The organism is Flavobacterium hydatis (assembly GCF_000737695.1).
GTDB classification, from domain to species: Bacteria; Bacteroidota; Bacteroidia; order Flavobacteriales; family Flavobacteriaceae; genus Flavobacterium; species Flavobacterium hydatis.
In genome coordinates this window covers 126,100-142,919 of sequence record NZ_JPRM01000002.1, presented here as the reverse complement: position 1 = coordinate 142,919, position 16,820 = coordinate 126,100, and the positions used below count along the sequence as shown (strand labels likewise).

General features: G+C 32.1%; 12 protein-coding genes. 11 read left to right on the top strand and 1 reads right to left on the bottom strand.

From position 1 onward, the window contains the following. Positions 1 to 43: 43 nt before the first annotated feature. The 5 genes from gpmI (at position 44) to IW20_RS01970 (ending at position 6,773) form a co-directional block, all read left to right on the top strand. Positions 44 to 1,561: a 2,3-bisphosphoglycerate-independent phosphoglycerate mutase gene (gene gpmI / locus IW20_RS01990; protein ID WP_035618034.1), complete on the top strand. Its 1,518-nt coding sequence runs from the start codon at positions 44 to 46 to the stop codon at positions 1,559 to 1,561. A 129-nt stretch (positions 1,562 to 1,690) separates the two neighbouring features. Beyond that, positions 1,691 to 2,362: a TetR/AcrR family transcriptional regulator gene (locus IW20_RS01985; protein ID WP_035618032.1), complete on the top strand. Its 672-nt coding sequence runs from the start codon at positions 1,691 to 1,693 to the stop codon at positions 2,360 to 2,362. Positions 2,363 to 2,373: 11 nt separating this feature from the next. Continuing rightward, on the top strand, positions 2,374 to 4,032 hold the full coding sequence (locus IW20_RS01980) for a peptidase domain-containing ABC transporter (RefSeq protein ID WP_035618030.1): 1,659 nt from the start codon (positions 2,374 to 2,376) through the stop codon (positions 4,030 to 4,032). A 6-nt stretch (positions 4,033 to 4,038) separates the two neighbouring features. Continuing rightward, entirely contained in the window at positions 4,039 to 5,385 is a 1,347-nt protein-coding gene (locus tag IW20_RS01975; RefSeq protein WP_035618028.1) for an HlyD family secretion protein, read from the top strand. Further along, a complete protein-coding gene (locus IW20_RS01970; RefSeq protein ID WP_035618026.1) occupies positions 5,385 to 6,773 on the top strand; it encodes a TolC family protein in 1,389 nt (462 codons plus the stop codon). The genes IW20_RS01975 and IW20_RS01970 overlap by 1 nt, the downstream gene beginning before the upstream one ends. A gap of 55 nt (positions 6,774 to 6,828) precedes the next feature. Here the strand turns inward: IW20_RS01970 and IW20_RS01965 are convergent, their stop codons facing one another. After that, a complete protein-coding gene (locus tag IW20_RS01965) occupies positions 6,829 to 8,073 on the bottom strand; it encodes a DUF445 domain-containing protein (RefSeq protein ID WP_035618025.1) in 1,245 nt (414 codons plus the stop codon). A gap of 199 nt (positions 8,074 to 8,272) precedes the next feature. Between IW20_RS01965 and map the strand changes: the two genes are divergently transcribed. The 6 genes from map (at position 8,273) to pruA (ending at position 16,706) form a co-directional block, all read left to right on the top strand. After that, positions 8,273 to 9,091 (top strand): type I methionyl aminopeptidase, encoded by an 819-nt coding sequence (map, locus tag IW20_RS01960; protein ID WP_035618023.1) that lies wholly within the window; start codon positions 8,273 to 8,275, stop codon positions 9,089 to 9,091. Between the two features lie 69 nt (positions 9,092 to 9,160). After that, positions 9,161 to 9,934 (top strand): class I SAM-dependent methyltransferase, encoded by a 774-nt coding sequence (locus tag IW20_RS01955; RefSeq protein ID WP_035618021.1) that lies wholly within the window; start codon positions 9,161 to 9,163, stop codon positions 9,932 to 9,934. Positions 9,935 to 10,227: 293 nt separating this feature from the next. Further along, on the top strand, positions 10,228 to 13,143 hold the full coding sequence (locus IW20_RS01950; RefSeq protein WP_035618019.1) for a DEAD/DEAH box helicase: 2,916 nt from the start codon (positions 10,228 to 10,230) through the stop codon (positions 13,141 to 13,143). Positions 13,144 to 13,206: 63 nt separating this feature from the next. Continuing rightward, positions 13,207 to 14,460, top strand: a complete 1,254-nt coding sequence (locus tag IW20_RS01945; protein WP_035618016.1) for a type IX secretion system plug protein — start codon at positions 13,207 to 13,209, stop codon at positions 14,458 to 14,460. A 79-nt stretch (positions 14,461 to 14,539) separates the two neighbouring features. Further along, positions 14,540 to 14,926, top strand: a complete 387-nt coding sequence (apaG, locus tag IW20_RS01940; protein ID WP_035618015.1) for a Co2+/Mg2+ efflux protein ApaG — start codon at positions 14,540 to 14,542, stop codon at positions 14,924 to 14,926. A gap of 151 nt (positions 14,927 to 15,077) precedes the next feature. After that, positions 15,078 to 16,706: an L-glutamate gamma-semialdehyde dehydrogenase gene (gene pruA / locus IW20_RS01935; RefSeq protein ID WP_035618140.1), complete on the top strand. Its 1,629-nt coding sequence runs from the start codon at positions 15,078 to 15,080 to the stop codon at positions 16,704 to 16,706. Positions 16,707 to 16,820: the final 114 nt, after the last annotated feature.

Genomic DNA, 16,820 nt, shown 5'->3' with positions numbered 1-16,820 from the left:
AAACAGTTTATAAATGGCTTATCTTTGTGCAAAATAAATTCTGATGAACAAGAAAGTAATCCTTATGATTTTAGATGGTTGGGGAAAATCTCCTGACCCTAAAGTATCTGCAATAGACAATGCAAATGTTCCATTTATAAATAGTCTTTACCAAAACTACCCAAGCGCACAACTTCGTACCGATGGTTTAAATGTAGGTTTACCAGAAGGGCAAATGGGAAATAGTGAAGTTGGACACATGAACCTTGGTGCGGGAAGAATCGTTTACCAAGATTTAGCAAAAATCAACCTTGCTGTAGCTCACAATACTTTAGCCAAAGAGCAAGTACTTGTAGACGCTTTTACTTACGCAAAAGAAAATAACAAAAAAGTGCATTTTTTAGGTCTTGTTTCTGATGGTGGTGTTCACTCACACACTTCTCACTTACGAGGATTAATTGATGCTACTCAAGAATATGGCTTAGACAAAGTATATGTTCATGCCTTTACTGATGGTCGTGATGTTGACCCTAAATCTGGAGCAAATTACATTCAGGATTTAGAAAATCATATCGCAAATACTCCTGTAAAAATTGCATCGATTATAGGTCGTTACTATGCAATGGATCGTGACAAACGCTGGGAAAGAATAAAACTAGCTTACGATTTAATTGTTAACGGACTAGGAACTCCTTCTAGAGATGCTGTAGCCTCTATTAAAGAAAGCTACGAAAATAATATTACCGATGAGTTTATTGCTCCAGTAATAATGGTTGATGAACACGGAAAACCATTGGCAACTATCGAAGAAGACGATGTTGTTATTTTCTTCAATTTTAGAACAGATAGAGGTCGCGAACTTACTGAAGCATTATCGCAACAGGATTTTCACGAAGAAAACATGCACAAACTAAACTTGTACTATGTTACCTTAACTAATTACGACGAAACTTACCAAAATGTAAAAGTTGTTTATAATAAAGATAATATAACCGAAACATTAGGCGAAGTTTTAGAAAAAGCTAACAAAACGCAAATTCGTATTGCCGAAACGGAGAAATACCCTCACGTAACTTTTTTCTTTTCTGGCGGGAGAGAAATTCCTTTTGTTGGAGAAACAAGAATTTTAAGAAATTCTCCAAAAGTAGCTACTTATGATTTACAACCAGAAATGAGTGCCTTTGAATTAAAAGATGCACTTGTTCCTGAATTAAATAAAGGCGAAGTAGATTTTGTATGTTTAAATTTTGCCAATGGAGATATGGTAGGACATACCGGAATTATGAGTGCCGCAATATTAGCTTGCGAAGCTGTTGATGCTTGCGTAAAAGAAGTTATCGAAGCTGCTCTTGCAAATGACTATACAACAATCGTAATTGCTGATCATGGAAATTGTGAAACTATGATTAATCCTGACGGAAGTCCAAATACTGCACATACAACCAATCCTGTGCCGATTATTTTGGTAGACAAAGACATTAAAACTATTCATGATGGAGTTTTAGGAGATATTGCACCAACTATCCTGGAGTTAATGGGAATTGAGCAACCTGCCGCCATGACTCGTCACTCTTTATTGTAAAATACAACTGTGAAATAAACATTTAAAAAGCTGTTCTTTATCGAGAACAGCTTTTTTTTTCGCACAAATAAAAGTTAAATACCCAAAGTTAAAAGTAATACTATTATATTTGCATTAAAAATAACTTTTATGGAAACTATACTATCAAATTTAAAAATCCAGGTTAACGAAAAGATCTATGTAAAAGATCCAGAAACATCAGCTTTAGGAAAAAAAATTATTGAGCAAAGTATCCTCCTTATTGATGCGATAGGTTTTGATAATTTTACATTTAAAAAACTAGGCGTAGAAATAGGATCAAACGAAAGTTCTATTTATCGTTATTTTGAAAACAAACACAAATTACTAGTCTATTTATCGTCTTGGTACTGGAGCTGGATGGAATATAAACTGGTTTTCTCTACTACCAACATCACTGATAAAAAAGAAAAACTTAATAAAGCCATTACCATTGTTACCGAAAAAGTAGCCGACGATGCCTCTACAGAACATATTAACGAAGCGATTTTAAACAAAATTATAATTGCCGAATTCACTAAAACATTCCATACTAAAGAAGTTGACCAAGAAAACAAAGAAGGTTTTTTCTTGATATACAAAAGAGTCATTAATCGAATTGTTTCTATTGTAAAAGAAGTTAATCCCGAATATCCGTATGCCAAATCTCTAGTATCGACCATTGTAGAAGGAAGTTTGCATCAACATTTCCTGACGGATCATCTAAAAACAATTACAGATTGCAATGAAACCGTTACAACAACACAATTTTACTTAAATCTTGCAGAAAACGTTTTACGCTAAAAATAACCAATATGACTCCACTAAAAAGATTTTACAATTTACTTGAACTAGACAGAAAAGATATTTATCAAATCTTTTTCTATGCTATTTTCGCAGGATTAATAAGTTTATCGCTCCCATTAGGTATCCAGGCAATTATTACTTTTATACAATCTGGTAGAGTAAGTGCGTCTTGGATTGTTCTTATTATATTAGTTGTTACCGGTGTTGCGCTTGTTGGTATTTTATCTTTTATGCAATTGCGAATTACAGAAAACTTACAGCAAAAAATATTTGTTCGTGCTTCGTTTGAATTTGCAGCTCGTTTGCCAAAAATAAAACAAGCAGAATTATATGGCACATATCCCCCAGAATTAACGAATCGTTTTTTTGACACCATGACCATTCAAAAAGGGACTTCAAAATTATTAACTGATTTTTCGGCAGCACTACTCCAAATCACCTTCGGAATCATTCTGTTATCCTTATATCATCCTTATTTTATCGTATTTGGTCTCTTATTGTTTTTACTTTTATACTTCATTTTTAAATTTTCATACAAATCAGGTATAGAAACCAGCTTAAAAGAATCAAAATTTAAATATAAAGTTGCGAGCTGGTTACAAGAAATGGCACGAAATAATTTTAGTTTTAGAAATGAACTTAATTATGATTTTGCACTTCAAAAAAACAACTCTATAGTTGCTGGCTATCTTACTTATCGTGAGAAACATTTTAGCATTATTAAAAGACAATTTACACAATTGATTCTTTTCAAAATTATCATAACAGCTAGTTTACTATCTATTGGAGGGTTTTTAGTTTTGAGCCAGGAAATGAATATTGGACAATTTGTAGCTGCAGAAATCATCATCTTATTAGTCATTAACTCCGTTGAAAAAATCATTCTTGGACTCGAAAGCTTTTATGATGTTTTAACTTCTGTTGAAAAAATAGGACAAGTAACTGATTTAGAATTAGAAGAAAACTCTGATTCACAAAACGCACTTTGCTATAACAATATCACTTTAGAAACAGAAAACTTATGCGTCAAGTTTCCAGACTCTCAAAAGAATGCCTTAGAATCTATAACACTTAAAATAAATCAGGGAGAAAAAATAGTAATTGACGGTCGAAATGGCTCAGGAAAAACTACACTTATTCGAGTGTTATCAGGTATACTTAAACAAAATTCTGGTGCTTTTTACATCAATGATGACACCTTTAAGAAAATAGATCTAAAGCAATATCGCTCGCAGATTGGCAGTATTATCCATAATGAAACACCGTTTGAAGGAACCATTTTAGAAAATATTACTTTTAATGATCCAACAATAAGTTCTGAAGATTTAAAATGGGCAATTGATGGCGTACAACTTAGCCCGTTTATAAAATTATTACCAAAAGGTTTAGATACACACATTTATCCTGAAGGAAGACAATTATCTTCATCTAATGCTCAAAAAATTCTGTTGGCAAGAAGTATTATTCATAAACCAAAAATTCTTTTTTATGAAGACCCAATGGATACAATGGATGATGATGTTGCCAATGAAATTATTGATTTTATAACTTCCGATAAGAATAAATGGACCATTATTGTTTCGTCTAAAAATCCTTATTGGAAAACAAAATCAACTCGAAAATTAACTATGCAAAACGGTCTCCTTATTCTTGATCAAAAAAACTAATATGTTATGCTAAACATTTCCGACAATAAAACAAAACTACAGTCTTTAGACAAGTATAAAACTATAAAAGACCTAAGCAACAGACCACATTATAAAATTTTGAATAAAATAATAATTGGTACAGCGATCTTAGGGATAATTGCACTTTTCTTGCCTTGGACTCAGAATATCTCAGGATCAGGATCTGTAACCACCTTAAAACCTAACCAAAGACCACAATCTATCCAGAGTATTATTTCTGGTCGAATAGAAAAATGGTACGTACAAGAAGGGGATTTTGTAAAAAAAGGCGATACTATCATGTTTATATCTGAGATAAAGGAAGATTACATGGATCCAAATTTAGTTGAGAATACTAAAAACCAAGTAGATGCCAAAAAGCATTCCCTTGAATCTTATGGAGAAAAAGTAAACACACTTTCTAAACAAATAGAATTTATAGAAAATGAGAAAAGATTAAAATTAGAGCAAGCTCGAAATAAAGTAAAACAATCTCTTTTAAAAATAAAAAGCGACAGTATTGATCTTGTAGCTGTAAGAACACAGCTAAAAATTGCTAATACACAATATAATCGTTCTTTACAATTAAACAAAGAAGGATTAAAACCAATGACTGATGTCGAAGAGAAACGCTTAAAACTACAAGATGTTGATGCTAAGATTGTAACTCAGGAAAACAAATACCTGACCAGTAAAAATGAATATATAAATGCTAAAGTTGAGATTAACAGAATCACTGCAGAGTATTCTGAAAAAGCAGCTAAAGCAAAAAGTGATCAATATACTACTTTGAGTAATAAATTTGATACTGAAGCTCAGGTTAATAAGCTAGAGAATCAATATGTAAATTATAGTGTTCGTAATGGCATGTATTACATCAAAGCGGCTCAAAGCGGTTATATAAACAGAGCATTACTGGCTGGTATTGGCGAAACTATAAAAGAAGGAACTCCAATAGTAACGATAATGCCATCTGAATATGATATTGCGGTTGAAACCTTTATAAACCCGATTGATTTGCCTTTGATTAAAAAAGGAGAAAAAGTACGCGTTTGGTTTGATGGTTGGCCTACGATTGTATTTTCGGGCTGGCCTGATATTTCTTATGGAACTTTTGGTGGTCAAGTTGTAGCGATAGAAAACTTTATTAGCGACAATGGTAAATACAGAATTCTAATTGCCCCCGACCCATCCGAAGCTAAATGGCCTAAACAACTAAGTATTGGTTCTGGTGCGCAAACAATTGCTTTGTTAGACACTGTACCTATTTGGTTTGAGATTTGGAGAACTCTTAACGGATTCCCTCCTAATTATTACAAGAGCGATACAAAAACTACAAAAGAAAAGAAATAATGAAACCGATACTTTTTGCCTTTCTCTTTATTGGTTTTACCGTTTTTGGGCAAGAACCAGTTTCTAAGGAATTCACTTATAATGAATTTCTTGGGTATGTAAAAAAATACCATCCATTGGTTAAAAATGCTAATTTGGAAGTAAGTAAAGCTCAAGCCAATTTAATGATGGCTCGAGGTGGTTTTGATCCAAAAATTGAAGTCGATTTTAGTCAAAAACAATTTAAAGACAAAGAATACTACTCCATTTTAAATAGCAGTTTTAAAATCCCAACTTGGTACGGAATCGAACTAAAAGCAGGATTCGACAATAACGAAGGTGTTTATCTTAATCCCGAAAATACAACTCCAAATCAAGGATTAACTTCTTTTGGAATTAGTGTGCCTATCGGGCAAGGGTTATTCATTAATCAAAGAATGGCAGATGTTCGAAAAGCTAAAATTCAGATAAAACTAAGTGAATCCGAAAGGAAACTCCAAGCCATTGCTGTATTGTACGATGCCTCGATTGCTTATTTTAGCTGGAAGAAGAATTTTGACGAAATGAAGCTTTATGAAACATACGATAATAATGCTGAAATACGCTTAGCAGGTATCAAAGCCCTAATAAGTCAAGGTGACAAACCTGCAATTGACAGTATTGAAGCTGGAATTAGTTTAAAAAATAGAGAATTAAGCCTTGAAGATTCTAAATTAAAACTAGCTAAAGCTAAACTAGAACTATCTAATTTTCTTTGGTTAGAAAATAATATTCCGCTAGAAATGTCGGATAGTCTTGTTCCTGAAACTGCATTAGAAAACACATTGCAAGAAACGCTAAAAACCAATGATTTATTACAAAACGACTTTAGCTTAGAATCTCACCCAAAAATAAATGCTTTACAGAACAAAATAGAAATTTTGAATGTAGAAAAAAAGCTAAAAGAGAATATGCTGTTGCCTAAAATAAATGTAGGTTACTCTTATTTATCGGAACCTAGTTACATTGATAATTATAACTTTAAAGATTATAAAGTTGGCTTAGAATTTTATTTCCCATTATTTTTAAGAAAAGAAAGAGGGAATTTAAAACTAGCAAAATTTAAAGTTCAAGAAAATGAATTTGCTTTGGCTTTAGAAAAAATACAATTGACCAATAAAATAAGTGCTCAAAAAATAGAAATTAATTCGCTCTTAAAACAAAAGAAACTAGCAAAAGATTTGGTCGAAAATAATGTTACGATGCTCAACTCCGAAGAGCGTTTGTTTTCGTTTGGAGAAAGTTCCTTATTCTTGATCAATACTCGAGAGAATAATTTAGTAAGTGCCAAACTTGCTGCTATTGCTTTAGAAAACAGATTTTATATTTCTAATTCGGAACTTTTTAAAATCATGGCAAATCCAGATTAAAACGGAATTTACAATATTATAAAAAGAGACAAATCTTACGGTTTGTCTTTTTTTTTTAGGTAATAATATGTTCTACAAAATAAATAAAAAGACCAACAAACCCTCCTACTACAGTTCCGTTAATTCGGATAAACTGTAGATCTTTCCCTATTTCTAATTCTAACTTATTCGAAATTTCTTTCTTGTCCCAGCTTTTAACCGAAGAAGCAATCAAGTCGCCAATCATTTGCTTATTCTTTAAAAGGATTCCCAGCAAATCTATTTTTATAAAATTATTTATTTTGCTCAACATAACTTCATCTCCTTTTATACTGATTCCAAAATTCTGAATCATGCTGATGATTTTATTTTTTATTTTAGAATCATCTTTCTTTTCTAAATCGGCAGAAATAGCCACTTTTATCTGACTCCAAATATCATTGATATATTCTCTAACTTCGCTTTTATGAGCAAACTCAATTACTAAATCATTTACTTTCTGCTGAAGTTCAGGCGAGTTATTTAACTCTGTAATAAAGTCAAGAACATAAGCATTTATTTTTCTCCTAATGCTGCTATTAGAATGTTTTGCTTCATCGATAAACTCATAAAGTCCGTTAAAAATACCATCTGCAATCTTTTTATCGGCTACTCCAAGCGTGTACCAAGGTGTAGATTTATTTACTTTTTCACGAATCACATCTCTGTTATTCTGTAATTCTTCGGTAAGTATTTTTAATACATTCGTAATTAACTGTTCTTGTTTTTCGCTTTTGGTTAAAGACTCTAACCCTACTGCAATCCATTCTCCAAAATTGATTTCCTTTAATTTGGTTTCAAATTTGGCTTGAATAAACCTCTGGACATCTTCATCGACGATAGTTTTTAAAATCCCTGGTATAATATCTTCAATAATTAACGAAGCAATCGTATTTGCATTGGGTTTATCAGACAACCAGTTTGCAGCCTTTTCGGCAAAATTAAACTGTTCGATTTTTACTTCTAATTTCTCTTTGATTAAGAACTCATCAGAAACAAAAGTGCCAAGATTTTGCCCAATAGCATCTTTATTATTAGGTATTAAGGCGGTATGCGGAATTGGTAATCCCAGAGGATGCCTGAATAGTGCTACTATAGCAAACCAATCTGCAATTCCACCAACCATCGCAGCTTCACTAAAGGCTTTTAGCCAACCTATTTTAAAATAAATTGCAATTAAAAAAAGAACTATAGCTACACCCAATACTCCCAAAGCAAATCTCTTCATCTTAATCAAGCCTGCCGATTTACTTTTACCTTCTTGGTTAATACTATTTTTCATAATGTAACGAGTTAATTAATAAGCTAATTTATTCAATTGTTTCTACAACTCTTTTCATTTTAACAAGATAATTTTACAATCTTTCTATATATTTATTGTCTGCTTTTTGTTGTAATTGTAATTGTTATAATTAAATACAAAAGCTATTTAAAAAAAATAATATTAAAATTGTACTTTTGCCAACTGAAAATCCGAAATTATGATTATTGTAAAATCACGTGAAGAAATAGAATTAATGCGCGAAAGTGCCTTAATCGTATCTAAAACATTAGGAATGATTGCTTCTGAAATAAAAGAAGGAGTTACCACATTATATCTTGACAAACTAGCCGAAGAATTTATTCGTGATCACGGTGCTGTACCAAGCTTTTTAGGTTTGTACGACTTCCCGAACTCACTTTGTATGAGTCCAAACTCACAAGTTGTTCACGGTATTCCAAATAATACACCTCTAAAAAGTGGTGATGTTATCTCGGTAGATTGTGGTGCATACAAAAACGGTTATCACGGAGATCACGCTTATAGCTTTGAGATAGGAGAAGTTGCTCCAGAGATTAAAAAATTATTACAAGTTACCAAAGAATCTTTATATGTAGGAATCCGCGAATTTAAAGCTGGAAACCGCGTAGAAGATGTTGGAAGCGCTATACAAAAATATACTGAAGCACACGGATACGGAGTTGTTCGCGAACTAGTTGGTCACGGACTTGGACAAAAAATGCACGAAGATCCTGAAATGCCTAATTATGGTAAAAAAGGAAGAGGAAAACTTTTTGTTGAAGGAATGGTTGTTGCCATTGAGCCAATGATTAATCTTGGAACAAGAAACATAAAACAACATAAAGATGGCTGGACAATTACAACTGCCGACGGTAAAGCAAGTGCACACTTTGAGCATGATGTAGCTTTAATCGATGGTAAACCAGAAATCTTATCAACTTTCCAGTACATCTATAAAGCCCTAGGAATCGAGAGTAACGAAGAAGATGAATTCAGAAAAGTGCCTTTGATCTTGTAGATTCCACAAAGATTAACTGATTACTTTTTTATTTCTATTCATGAAACTCGCGTTCAAATCCATTTAACAGTGAAGAAACTTTTTAAACTAGTTCTTAATACCATTCCACGTCCATTATTAATTCGTTTGAGTTATGTGGCACGTCCTATTTTAGCCTTTACATTAAAAGGAGATAAATTTACCGATCCTATTGATGGTAAAAGTTTCAAAATGTTTTTACCTTATGGTTATGGAACTCAACGTAACAACGTATTATCGCCAAGCACGCTTTCTTTAGAGAGACACCGCTTGTTATGGTTATACCTAAACGATCAGACTGATTTCTTTACAGCGCCAAAAAAAGTATTACACTTTGCTCCGGAACAAGCATTTTATAAACTATTTCGCAAGCAAAAAAATCTTGATTATACAACGACTGATTTATTCTCTCCTTTAGCAGATGTAAAAGCAGATATATGCAATTTACCTTTTAAGGATAATGAATATGATGTTATTTTATGCAATCACGTTCTAGAACATATTCCTGATGATACTAAAGCTATGCAGGAATTATTTCGCGTTTTAAAACCAGGCGGAATGGCTATTTTGCAAATTCCACAAGATTTATCAAGAGAAGTTACTTTTGCCGATGATACTATTACCGACCAAAAAGAACGTGCTAAGATATTCGGACAATATGACCACGTACGTATTTACGGTCGCGATTATTTTGATAAATTAAGAAGTATTGGCTTTATAGTAATCGAAGAAGATTACACTAACAAAATAGCTCCAGAACTGGTAGAGAAATATTGTTTAGCCAAAGGAGAAATCATCCCACTATGCTTTAAACAGGAGAACTAAACACTTTTTTGAACCATATAAGTGATGTAAGTTCATTTAAAAAGCTCTTGACCAATAATACAATCAAGACTGAATTATAAAATATAATAATCATTCAAAACCTAACAGGTTTTAAAAACCTGTTAGGTTTATTAATGGAATAATATTTATTTTTTTGATTCGAATTAATAACTAAAACAAAAAATCCGTTTTTATCAGCGTTTTGCTTTAGCAATCCGTTTTATCAGCGTTGCTTTTTAGTTTTTTTTGAATTAGACAACTTCCCAAATTACAACCAAACCAAATCCCTAATCTTGGAACCTTCGAAATCATTTCAATTTTGTTTTGACATCAGTTTTGAAAAAAATCTGAATACCCATATCCCAACTGCTTATATCGTAGAAGATATTATTGATAATGACATTAAATATTTAAATAAAAAAGCAACTGCAGACGTTCTTGATGGTTTTGGAATTGTCTTCGAAAATTTAGATACTAGCTCAAAAAAAATACTGACGGCTTGTGAATCTTTAAAGCCTGAATTTATTTTCAAAAAATTTAGCGCAAAAATAAAATCGGCAAAAACAATTACTGATTTGCAAAAAGATTCCAAAATTGATTTTGCAATTCGTCAGCATTTACAACTAAATTTAAGTTCCTTTTACACACTAATTGTAAAAGAACAATTTCCTCTATCTATTAATATGGGAATTGAAAAGGATTTTTATCGCTCGAGAGTTGCTATCAATCCTCTAGATTTTGAACCTCAAATTCAATTTGATAAACATTCAGAAGGAATTACCTATACCCTATCTTTAAAAGAAAACAACACTACTTTTTTACCCATGAATAGTAGTGTCGATATACTACTGGATGAACCTGGTTGGTTAATCATTGATAAAAAATTAGGGCAGTTAAAAGAACTGAACTCTAAAAAGCTTTCCCCTTTTTTAAAGAAAAAATCAATAGAAATACCTTCAAGATTAGTTGATGATTATTTTAAGAATTTCATTCCTGAAATAGCTAAAAAAACCGATATTGAAGCAACTGGTTTTGAAATCGAACTTCGTGATAAAATTATTTTCTGCACGATTCAACCTGTTTATGATTTCTTTAAAAATCGTTATTATCTCAACCTTCATTTCGATTATGACGGATATATATTTGACGCAAGCAAACCTAAAAAAATACATACATATCTTGATTTTAGCGTTGCCAATGAACCAAAAATAATTCAGTTTAAACGAAGTCATGACGAAACTTTATATACTGATAAATTACTTGAACTTGGTTTTGTAAAAATCAAAAATGAATTATTTGGATGGAATTCAGACACCGAAATTCCTGATCCTTACACTAATATTCAATTAGTCATTAATCGCAAAGAAGAGCTTGAAAATTTAGGTTTCACAATCCAAAATTTGCAACTAGAAAGCAAAGCAATCATTACAGAAAACCATACTGTTTTATTTTCAAAGGGAGAAACTAAAGAAGATTGGTTTGATATTAAGATAATCATTTCGATTGGGGATTATACAATCAATTTCAGCGAAATTATTCCAAATATAAAAAGCAAGGAAAGACTCTTTTTATTGCCTGACGGAAACTATTTTTTAATTCCTTTAGAATGGCTCAGTAAATATAGTTCGCTGGCAAAATTGGCCAGAACAGAAAATGGAAATCTGCTTTTGCGCAAAAGTAATTTTGCCGCTCTGGATGCAATTCCAGAAATCAAAGACGATGTAAATCCAATTCTAAAAGCTGAATACGTATCGTCTGATTTATTAAAAGCAACTTTGAGACCGTATCAAATTGATGGTGTAAAATGGCTTCTAGGTCATTTTAACTCTAATTTAGGCGCTTGTCTTGCCGATGATATGGGACTTGGTAAGACTTTACAAACCTTAGCTGTATTGGTTGCTGTGCAGGAACAGTTAGGTTTTACAACCAAAACAACGAATTTTGATTTGTTTCAAAACGAAACCATTATTGAAAGAGAACCTTTAAAAACCTTGATTGTTTTACCTTCTTCATTAGTTTTTAACTGGTATAACGAATCTGGGAAATTTACACCACATTTTTCAAAAATGCAGTATGTAGGTAACGACAGGAAATTATTAGTGAATAGATTAGAATCATCCGATTTAATTTTTACCAGTTACAGCATCATTCATCGAGATATTTCAATTTTAGAAAAATATAATTTCCGCTATTTGATTTTGGACGAAAGTCAATACATTAAAAATAAAAACTCTAAAATTTTTAAAGCTATAAATAAAATAAACACGGAACATAAAATAGCTTTAAGTGGTACTCCTATCGAAAACTCTTTGGACGATTTGTGGTCGCAAATGCAATTTATAAATCCTGATATTTTGGGTAGTTATAATTTCTTTGCAGAAAATTTTAAAATTCCGATTGAGAAAAAACAAGACGAAGATAGTTTAGCAGAATTAAAAAATCTTATTCAGCCTTATATCTTAAGGAGAACCAAAGAACAGGTTTTAAAGGATTTACCCGAATTAACAGAGCAGATTTATTATTGCGATATGGATCCTGAACAGGAGAAATTATACGAAAAAGAGAAATCAAAAGCTCGTAATTTTTTACTAAAAACAGATGGTTCCAGCCCAGACAAAATTAGCATTATCAATACATTGATGAAGTTAAGACAACTGAGTAATCATCCGAAAATGGTAGATCAGGAATCTGAAATTGATTCCGGAAAATATATTGCGGTCACTAATTACTTGGAAAGTTTAGTAAAAGGGAAACAAAAAACTATCATTTTTAGTTCATTTGTTACTAATTTGAGCTTTTACACGACTTGGTGTAAAGAAAACAAAATAGCTTTTTGTGAGATTACTGGCGATACTCCTGCTAAGAAAAGAGAACAGCAGGTAAATCTGTTTCAAGAAAATGAAGAGCCTTTACTATTTTTTATTTCGCTCAAAGCTGGTGGTGTTGGTTTAAATATCACCAAAGCTTCTTATGTTTTATTCTTAGATCCTTGGTGGAATCCTTTTGCTGAAAAACAAGGAGTAGGAAGAGCACACAGAATTGGGCAATTAAATAAAGTAAATGTTATTCGATTTATTTCGAAAAATACGGTTGAAGAAAAAATAATTAAACTGCAAGAAAACAAAAAACTGTTATCTGATTCACTTTTGGAAGAAAGCTTTGTTAACGACGAAATCGAAATTAATTTAGAGTACATATTAGGAGCCTAATAAATTGGCACATTTTTCGTTATATAAAATTGTTATATTTACAATCTTACAACGTAATATATTATGCCGAATTCATTCTTCCGAAAATTAATTCTCCTTCTTGCTTTTACTTCTGCTACAGCCCAAGTACAATCAGAAGTCACTCCACCATATAATATCAAAACTGTTTCGTTTGTACAAAGTGGGCAAAATGTTGTTCCGATATTTGAACTAGGAAACAGTTTTCAACTTCAGTTTGATGATCTATTTGGTAATGAAGCTGATTATTATTATGAAATTACACATTGCGATTACAATTGGATTCCATCGGATATTCCGAAAACCGATTATTTACAAGGATTTGACGGTCAGAGAATAACTAATTACACCAATTCATTCAATACTTTACAGATATATTCTCACTATAAACTTTCTTTCCCAAATCAATTCACGCAAATATTGATTACAGGTAATTATATTCTTAAGGTTTTAAATGAAGATAAAGAAGTTGTGTTTTCCAGAAAATTTATCGTGTACGAAAACTTAGTTACTGTTCCTGCTCAGGTAAGAAAAAGTCGAACAGTAAGCGATATCGAATACAAACATAATCTGGACTTTGCTATAAAATCTAACTCTTTTCTTTTTCAGACTCCGTTACAAAGTGTAAAAGTATTTTTGATACAAAATGGTAATTTTAATACCGGAATTAAAAATGTTCCTCCACAATATACGCTTGGAAATGATTTAATATATAAATACAATAATGAAACCCAATTCTGGGCTGGAAATGAATTTTTATATTTTGAGAATAAAGATATTCGTAACGCTGGTAACAATGTAGGAAGAGTAGATTCTAGCAAAGACATTTATAATTCTTATTTATATACCAATAGTGCCAGAGGAAACTTTCCTTACACAAACTACCAAGATATTAATGGGAACTTTGTTGTAAAAAACATGAATGCAACAAATAATGAAGTCGAAGCAGACTATGCATGGGTTTATTTCTCGCTTTCGGCACCTGCTTTCCGCCTCAACAAAGACATTTACATTAACGGTATGTTCAATAATTACGGTTTAACTCCCGAGAATAAAATGGATTACAATACGGAAAAAGGTGTATATGAAAAAGCCATAATGATAAAGCAAGGATTTACTAATTACCAATATCAGGTGGCAGACAAGAAAGGTGTAATTGATTATGAGAATGCAATCGACGGTAATTTTTTCCAAACCGAAAATGAATACACTATATTGGTTTATTATCGAGAGAATAGAGACCGTTATGATCGTGTAATTGGTAAAGGTTATGCAAACTCCCTGAATATCATCAATTAAAAACATTTTAGAAATGGTTTTTTTGAATCATTTTTTTTTGTAAATTTGCTTCTATTACGCACATATATACCACTTTAGTATGGTTTCTCAAATAACAAGAGGCATAAAAATATCCGTTTTAACTAGTTTTGAAGGTACCTACTTCAAGAACTACAAGATTCACTTTGCCTTTAGCTATGTGGTTACTATTGAGAACCATAGCAAGGATTCTGTGCAACTTACTTCTCGCCACTGGGAAATTTTCGATTCATTAAACGATATCGAAATAGTAGATGGTGAAGGTGTAATTGGAAAAAAGCCAGTTTTAAAACCAGGTGAATTTCATACCTACAGTTCAGGCTGTTTATTGTCATCTCCTTATGGTGCAATGAAAGGTTATTTTAACATGGTTAATTTTACTACTACAAAAATCTTTAAAGTTATTGTTCCTACTTTTAGAATGTGTGCTCCATTTGCATTAAACTAATCTCTTTTCCTATAGATTTTTTTTATAGTTATCTTATACTAAAATTATCAAATTATTAGTTTAACCTTTGTACTTTTGTACAGCGTTAGATAATTCGTATAAAATGAATTATCCAACTGTTAATTTGTCTAATTATCTAATTCTAAACAATATGCTAAAAGGATTTTTTCATGTACCTAAAGCGGTAAACGAACCCGTAAAAGGATATGCACCAAACTCACCAGAAAAAGCAGCAGTACAAGCAGCTTATACTACAATGTGGAATTCTAAAATAGATGTTCCGTTATACATTGGAAGTGAAGAAATTAAAACTGGAAATACTAGAAACATTACGGCTCCTCATGATCACAAACATGTAGTAGGAACTTACCACCTAGCCGAAAAAACACATATAGAAAAAGCAATTGCTAATGCGCTTGAAGCAAAAGATGCATGGGCTAATATGGCATGGGAACAACGTGCTGCTATTTTCTTAAAAGCTGCTGAACTTATTGCTGGTCCTTACAGAGCTAGAATAAACGCAGCTACAATGATTGGACAATCAAAAAACATTCACCAAGCTGAGATTGATGCTTCTTGTGAATTGATTGACTTCTTACGCTACAATGTTGAGTTCATGACTCAAATTTACGCAGACCAACCAAAATCTGATTCTACAACTTGGAATCGTCTTGAGTACAGACCTTTAGAAGGTTTTGTATACGCAATTACTCCTTTTAACTTTACTGCTATTGCTGCAAATCTTCCTGCAAGTGCTGCAATGATGGGGAATGTTGTTATCTGGAAACCAAGTGATAGCCAAGTATTCTCTACAAAAATCATCATCGACGTATTTAAAGAAGCTGGAGTTCCAGACGGTGTTATTAACGTAGTTTTTGGTGATGCATTAATGATTACCGATACTGTATTGGCTAGTCGTGATTTTGCTGGAGTACACTTTACAGGTTCAACTCATGTATTTAAAGATATTTGGGCTAAAATTGGTGCAAACATCCACAATTACAAAACTTATCCAAGAATCGTAGGAGAAACTGGTGGTAAAGATTTTATCATTGCTCACCCAAGTGCTAACGCTAAACAAGTATCTACAGGAATTGTACGTGGTGCATTTGAGTTCCAAGGACAAAAATGTTCTGCTGCTTCAAGAGCTTATATTCCACAAAGTTTATGGCCTACAATTAAAGAACAATTAATCACTGATGTGAAATCTATGAAAATGGGTTCACCAGAAGATTTTGGTAACTTTATTACTGCTGTTATTCACGAAGGATCTTTTGATAAATTAGCTAGTTTTATTGATCAGGCTAAAAAAGATGCTGATGCTGAAATAATCGTTGGTGGAAACTACGATAAATCTGTTGGATACTTTATTGAGCCAACAATAATCGTAACTACAAATCCAAAATATACTACAATGGAAACCGAATTATTCGGACCAGTTATTACTATATATGTATATGAAGATGCAAAATGGGAAGAGACTTTAGAATTAGTTGATACTACTTCTGAATATGCTCTTACTGGTGCTGTATTTAGTCAAGACCGTTATGCTATCGAAGTAGCTACAACAAAATTGCAAAATGCTGCAGGTAACTTCTACATTAATGATAAACCAACAGGAGCTGTTGTAGGTATGCAACCATTTGGTGGTGCTAGAGCATCAGGAACAAATGACAAAGCTGGTTCTGCATTAAACTTATTGCGTTGGGCTTCTCCAAGAACAATAAAAGAAACTTTTGTAACTCCAGAAGATTACAGATATCCGTTTTTAGGAGAATAATCTCTACAGGTTAAAAACAATTAAAACCCACAGGTTTCAAAATCATTTGAAGCTTGTGGGTTTTTACTTTCATAAAAGACAAAATCATCCTGTTTGTTAATTGTTTGTAATCAT

What these genes read in the sequence shown, in the direction of transcription:
- IW20_RS01985 (WP_035618032.1), top strand. Translation starts at nt 1,691, where the DNA reads ATGGAAACTATACTATCAAATTTAAAAATCCAGGTTAACGAAAAGATC.
- gpmI (WP_035618034.1), top strand. Translation starts at nt 44, where the DNA reads ATGAACAAGAAAGTAATCCTTATGATTTTAGATGGTTGGGGAAAATCT.
- IW20_RS01965 (WP_035618025.1), bottom strand. Translation starts at nt 8,073, where the DNA reads ATGAAAAATAGTATTAACCAAGAAGGTAAAAGTAAATCGGCAGGCTTG.
- pruA (WP_035618140.1), top strand. Translation starts at nt 15,078, where the DNA reads ATGCTAAAAGGATTTTTTCATGTACCTAAAGCGGTAAACGAACCCGTA.
- IW20_RS01970 (WP_035618026.1), top strand. Translation starts at nt 5,385, where the DNA reads ATGAAACCGATACTTTTTGCCTTTCTCTTTATTGGTTTTACCGTTTTT.
- IW20_RS01975 (WP_035618028.1), top strand. Translation starts at nt 4,039, where the DNA reads ATGCTAAACATTTCCGACAATAAAACAAAACTACAGTCTTTAGACAAG.
- map (WP_035618023.1), top strand. Translation starts at nt 8,273, where the DNA reads ATGATTATTGTAAAATCACGTGAAGAAATAGAATTAATGCGCGAAAGT.
- IW20_RS01945 (WP_035618016.1), top strand. Translation starts at nt 13,207, where the DNA reads ATGCCGAATTCATTCTTCCGAAAATTAATTCTCCTTCTTGCTTTTACT.
- IW20_RS01980 (WP_035618030.1), top strand. Translation starts at nt 2,374, where the DNA reads ATGACTCCACTAAAAAGATTTTACAATTTACTTGAACTAGACAGAAAA.
- apaG (WP_035618015.1), top strand. Translation starts at nt 14,540, where the DNA reads ATGGTTTCTCAAATAACAAGAGGCATAAAAATATCCGTTTTAACTAGT.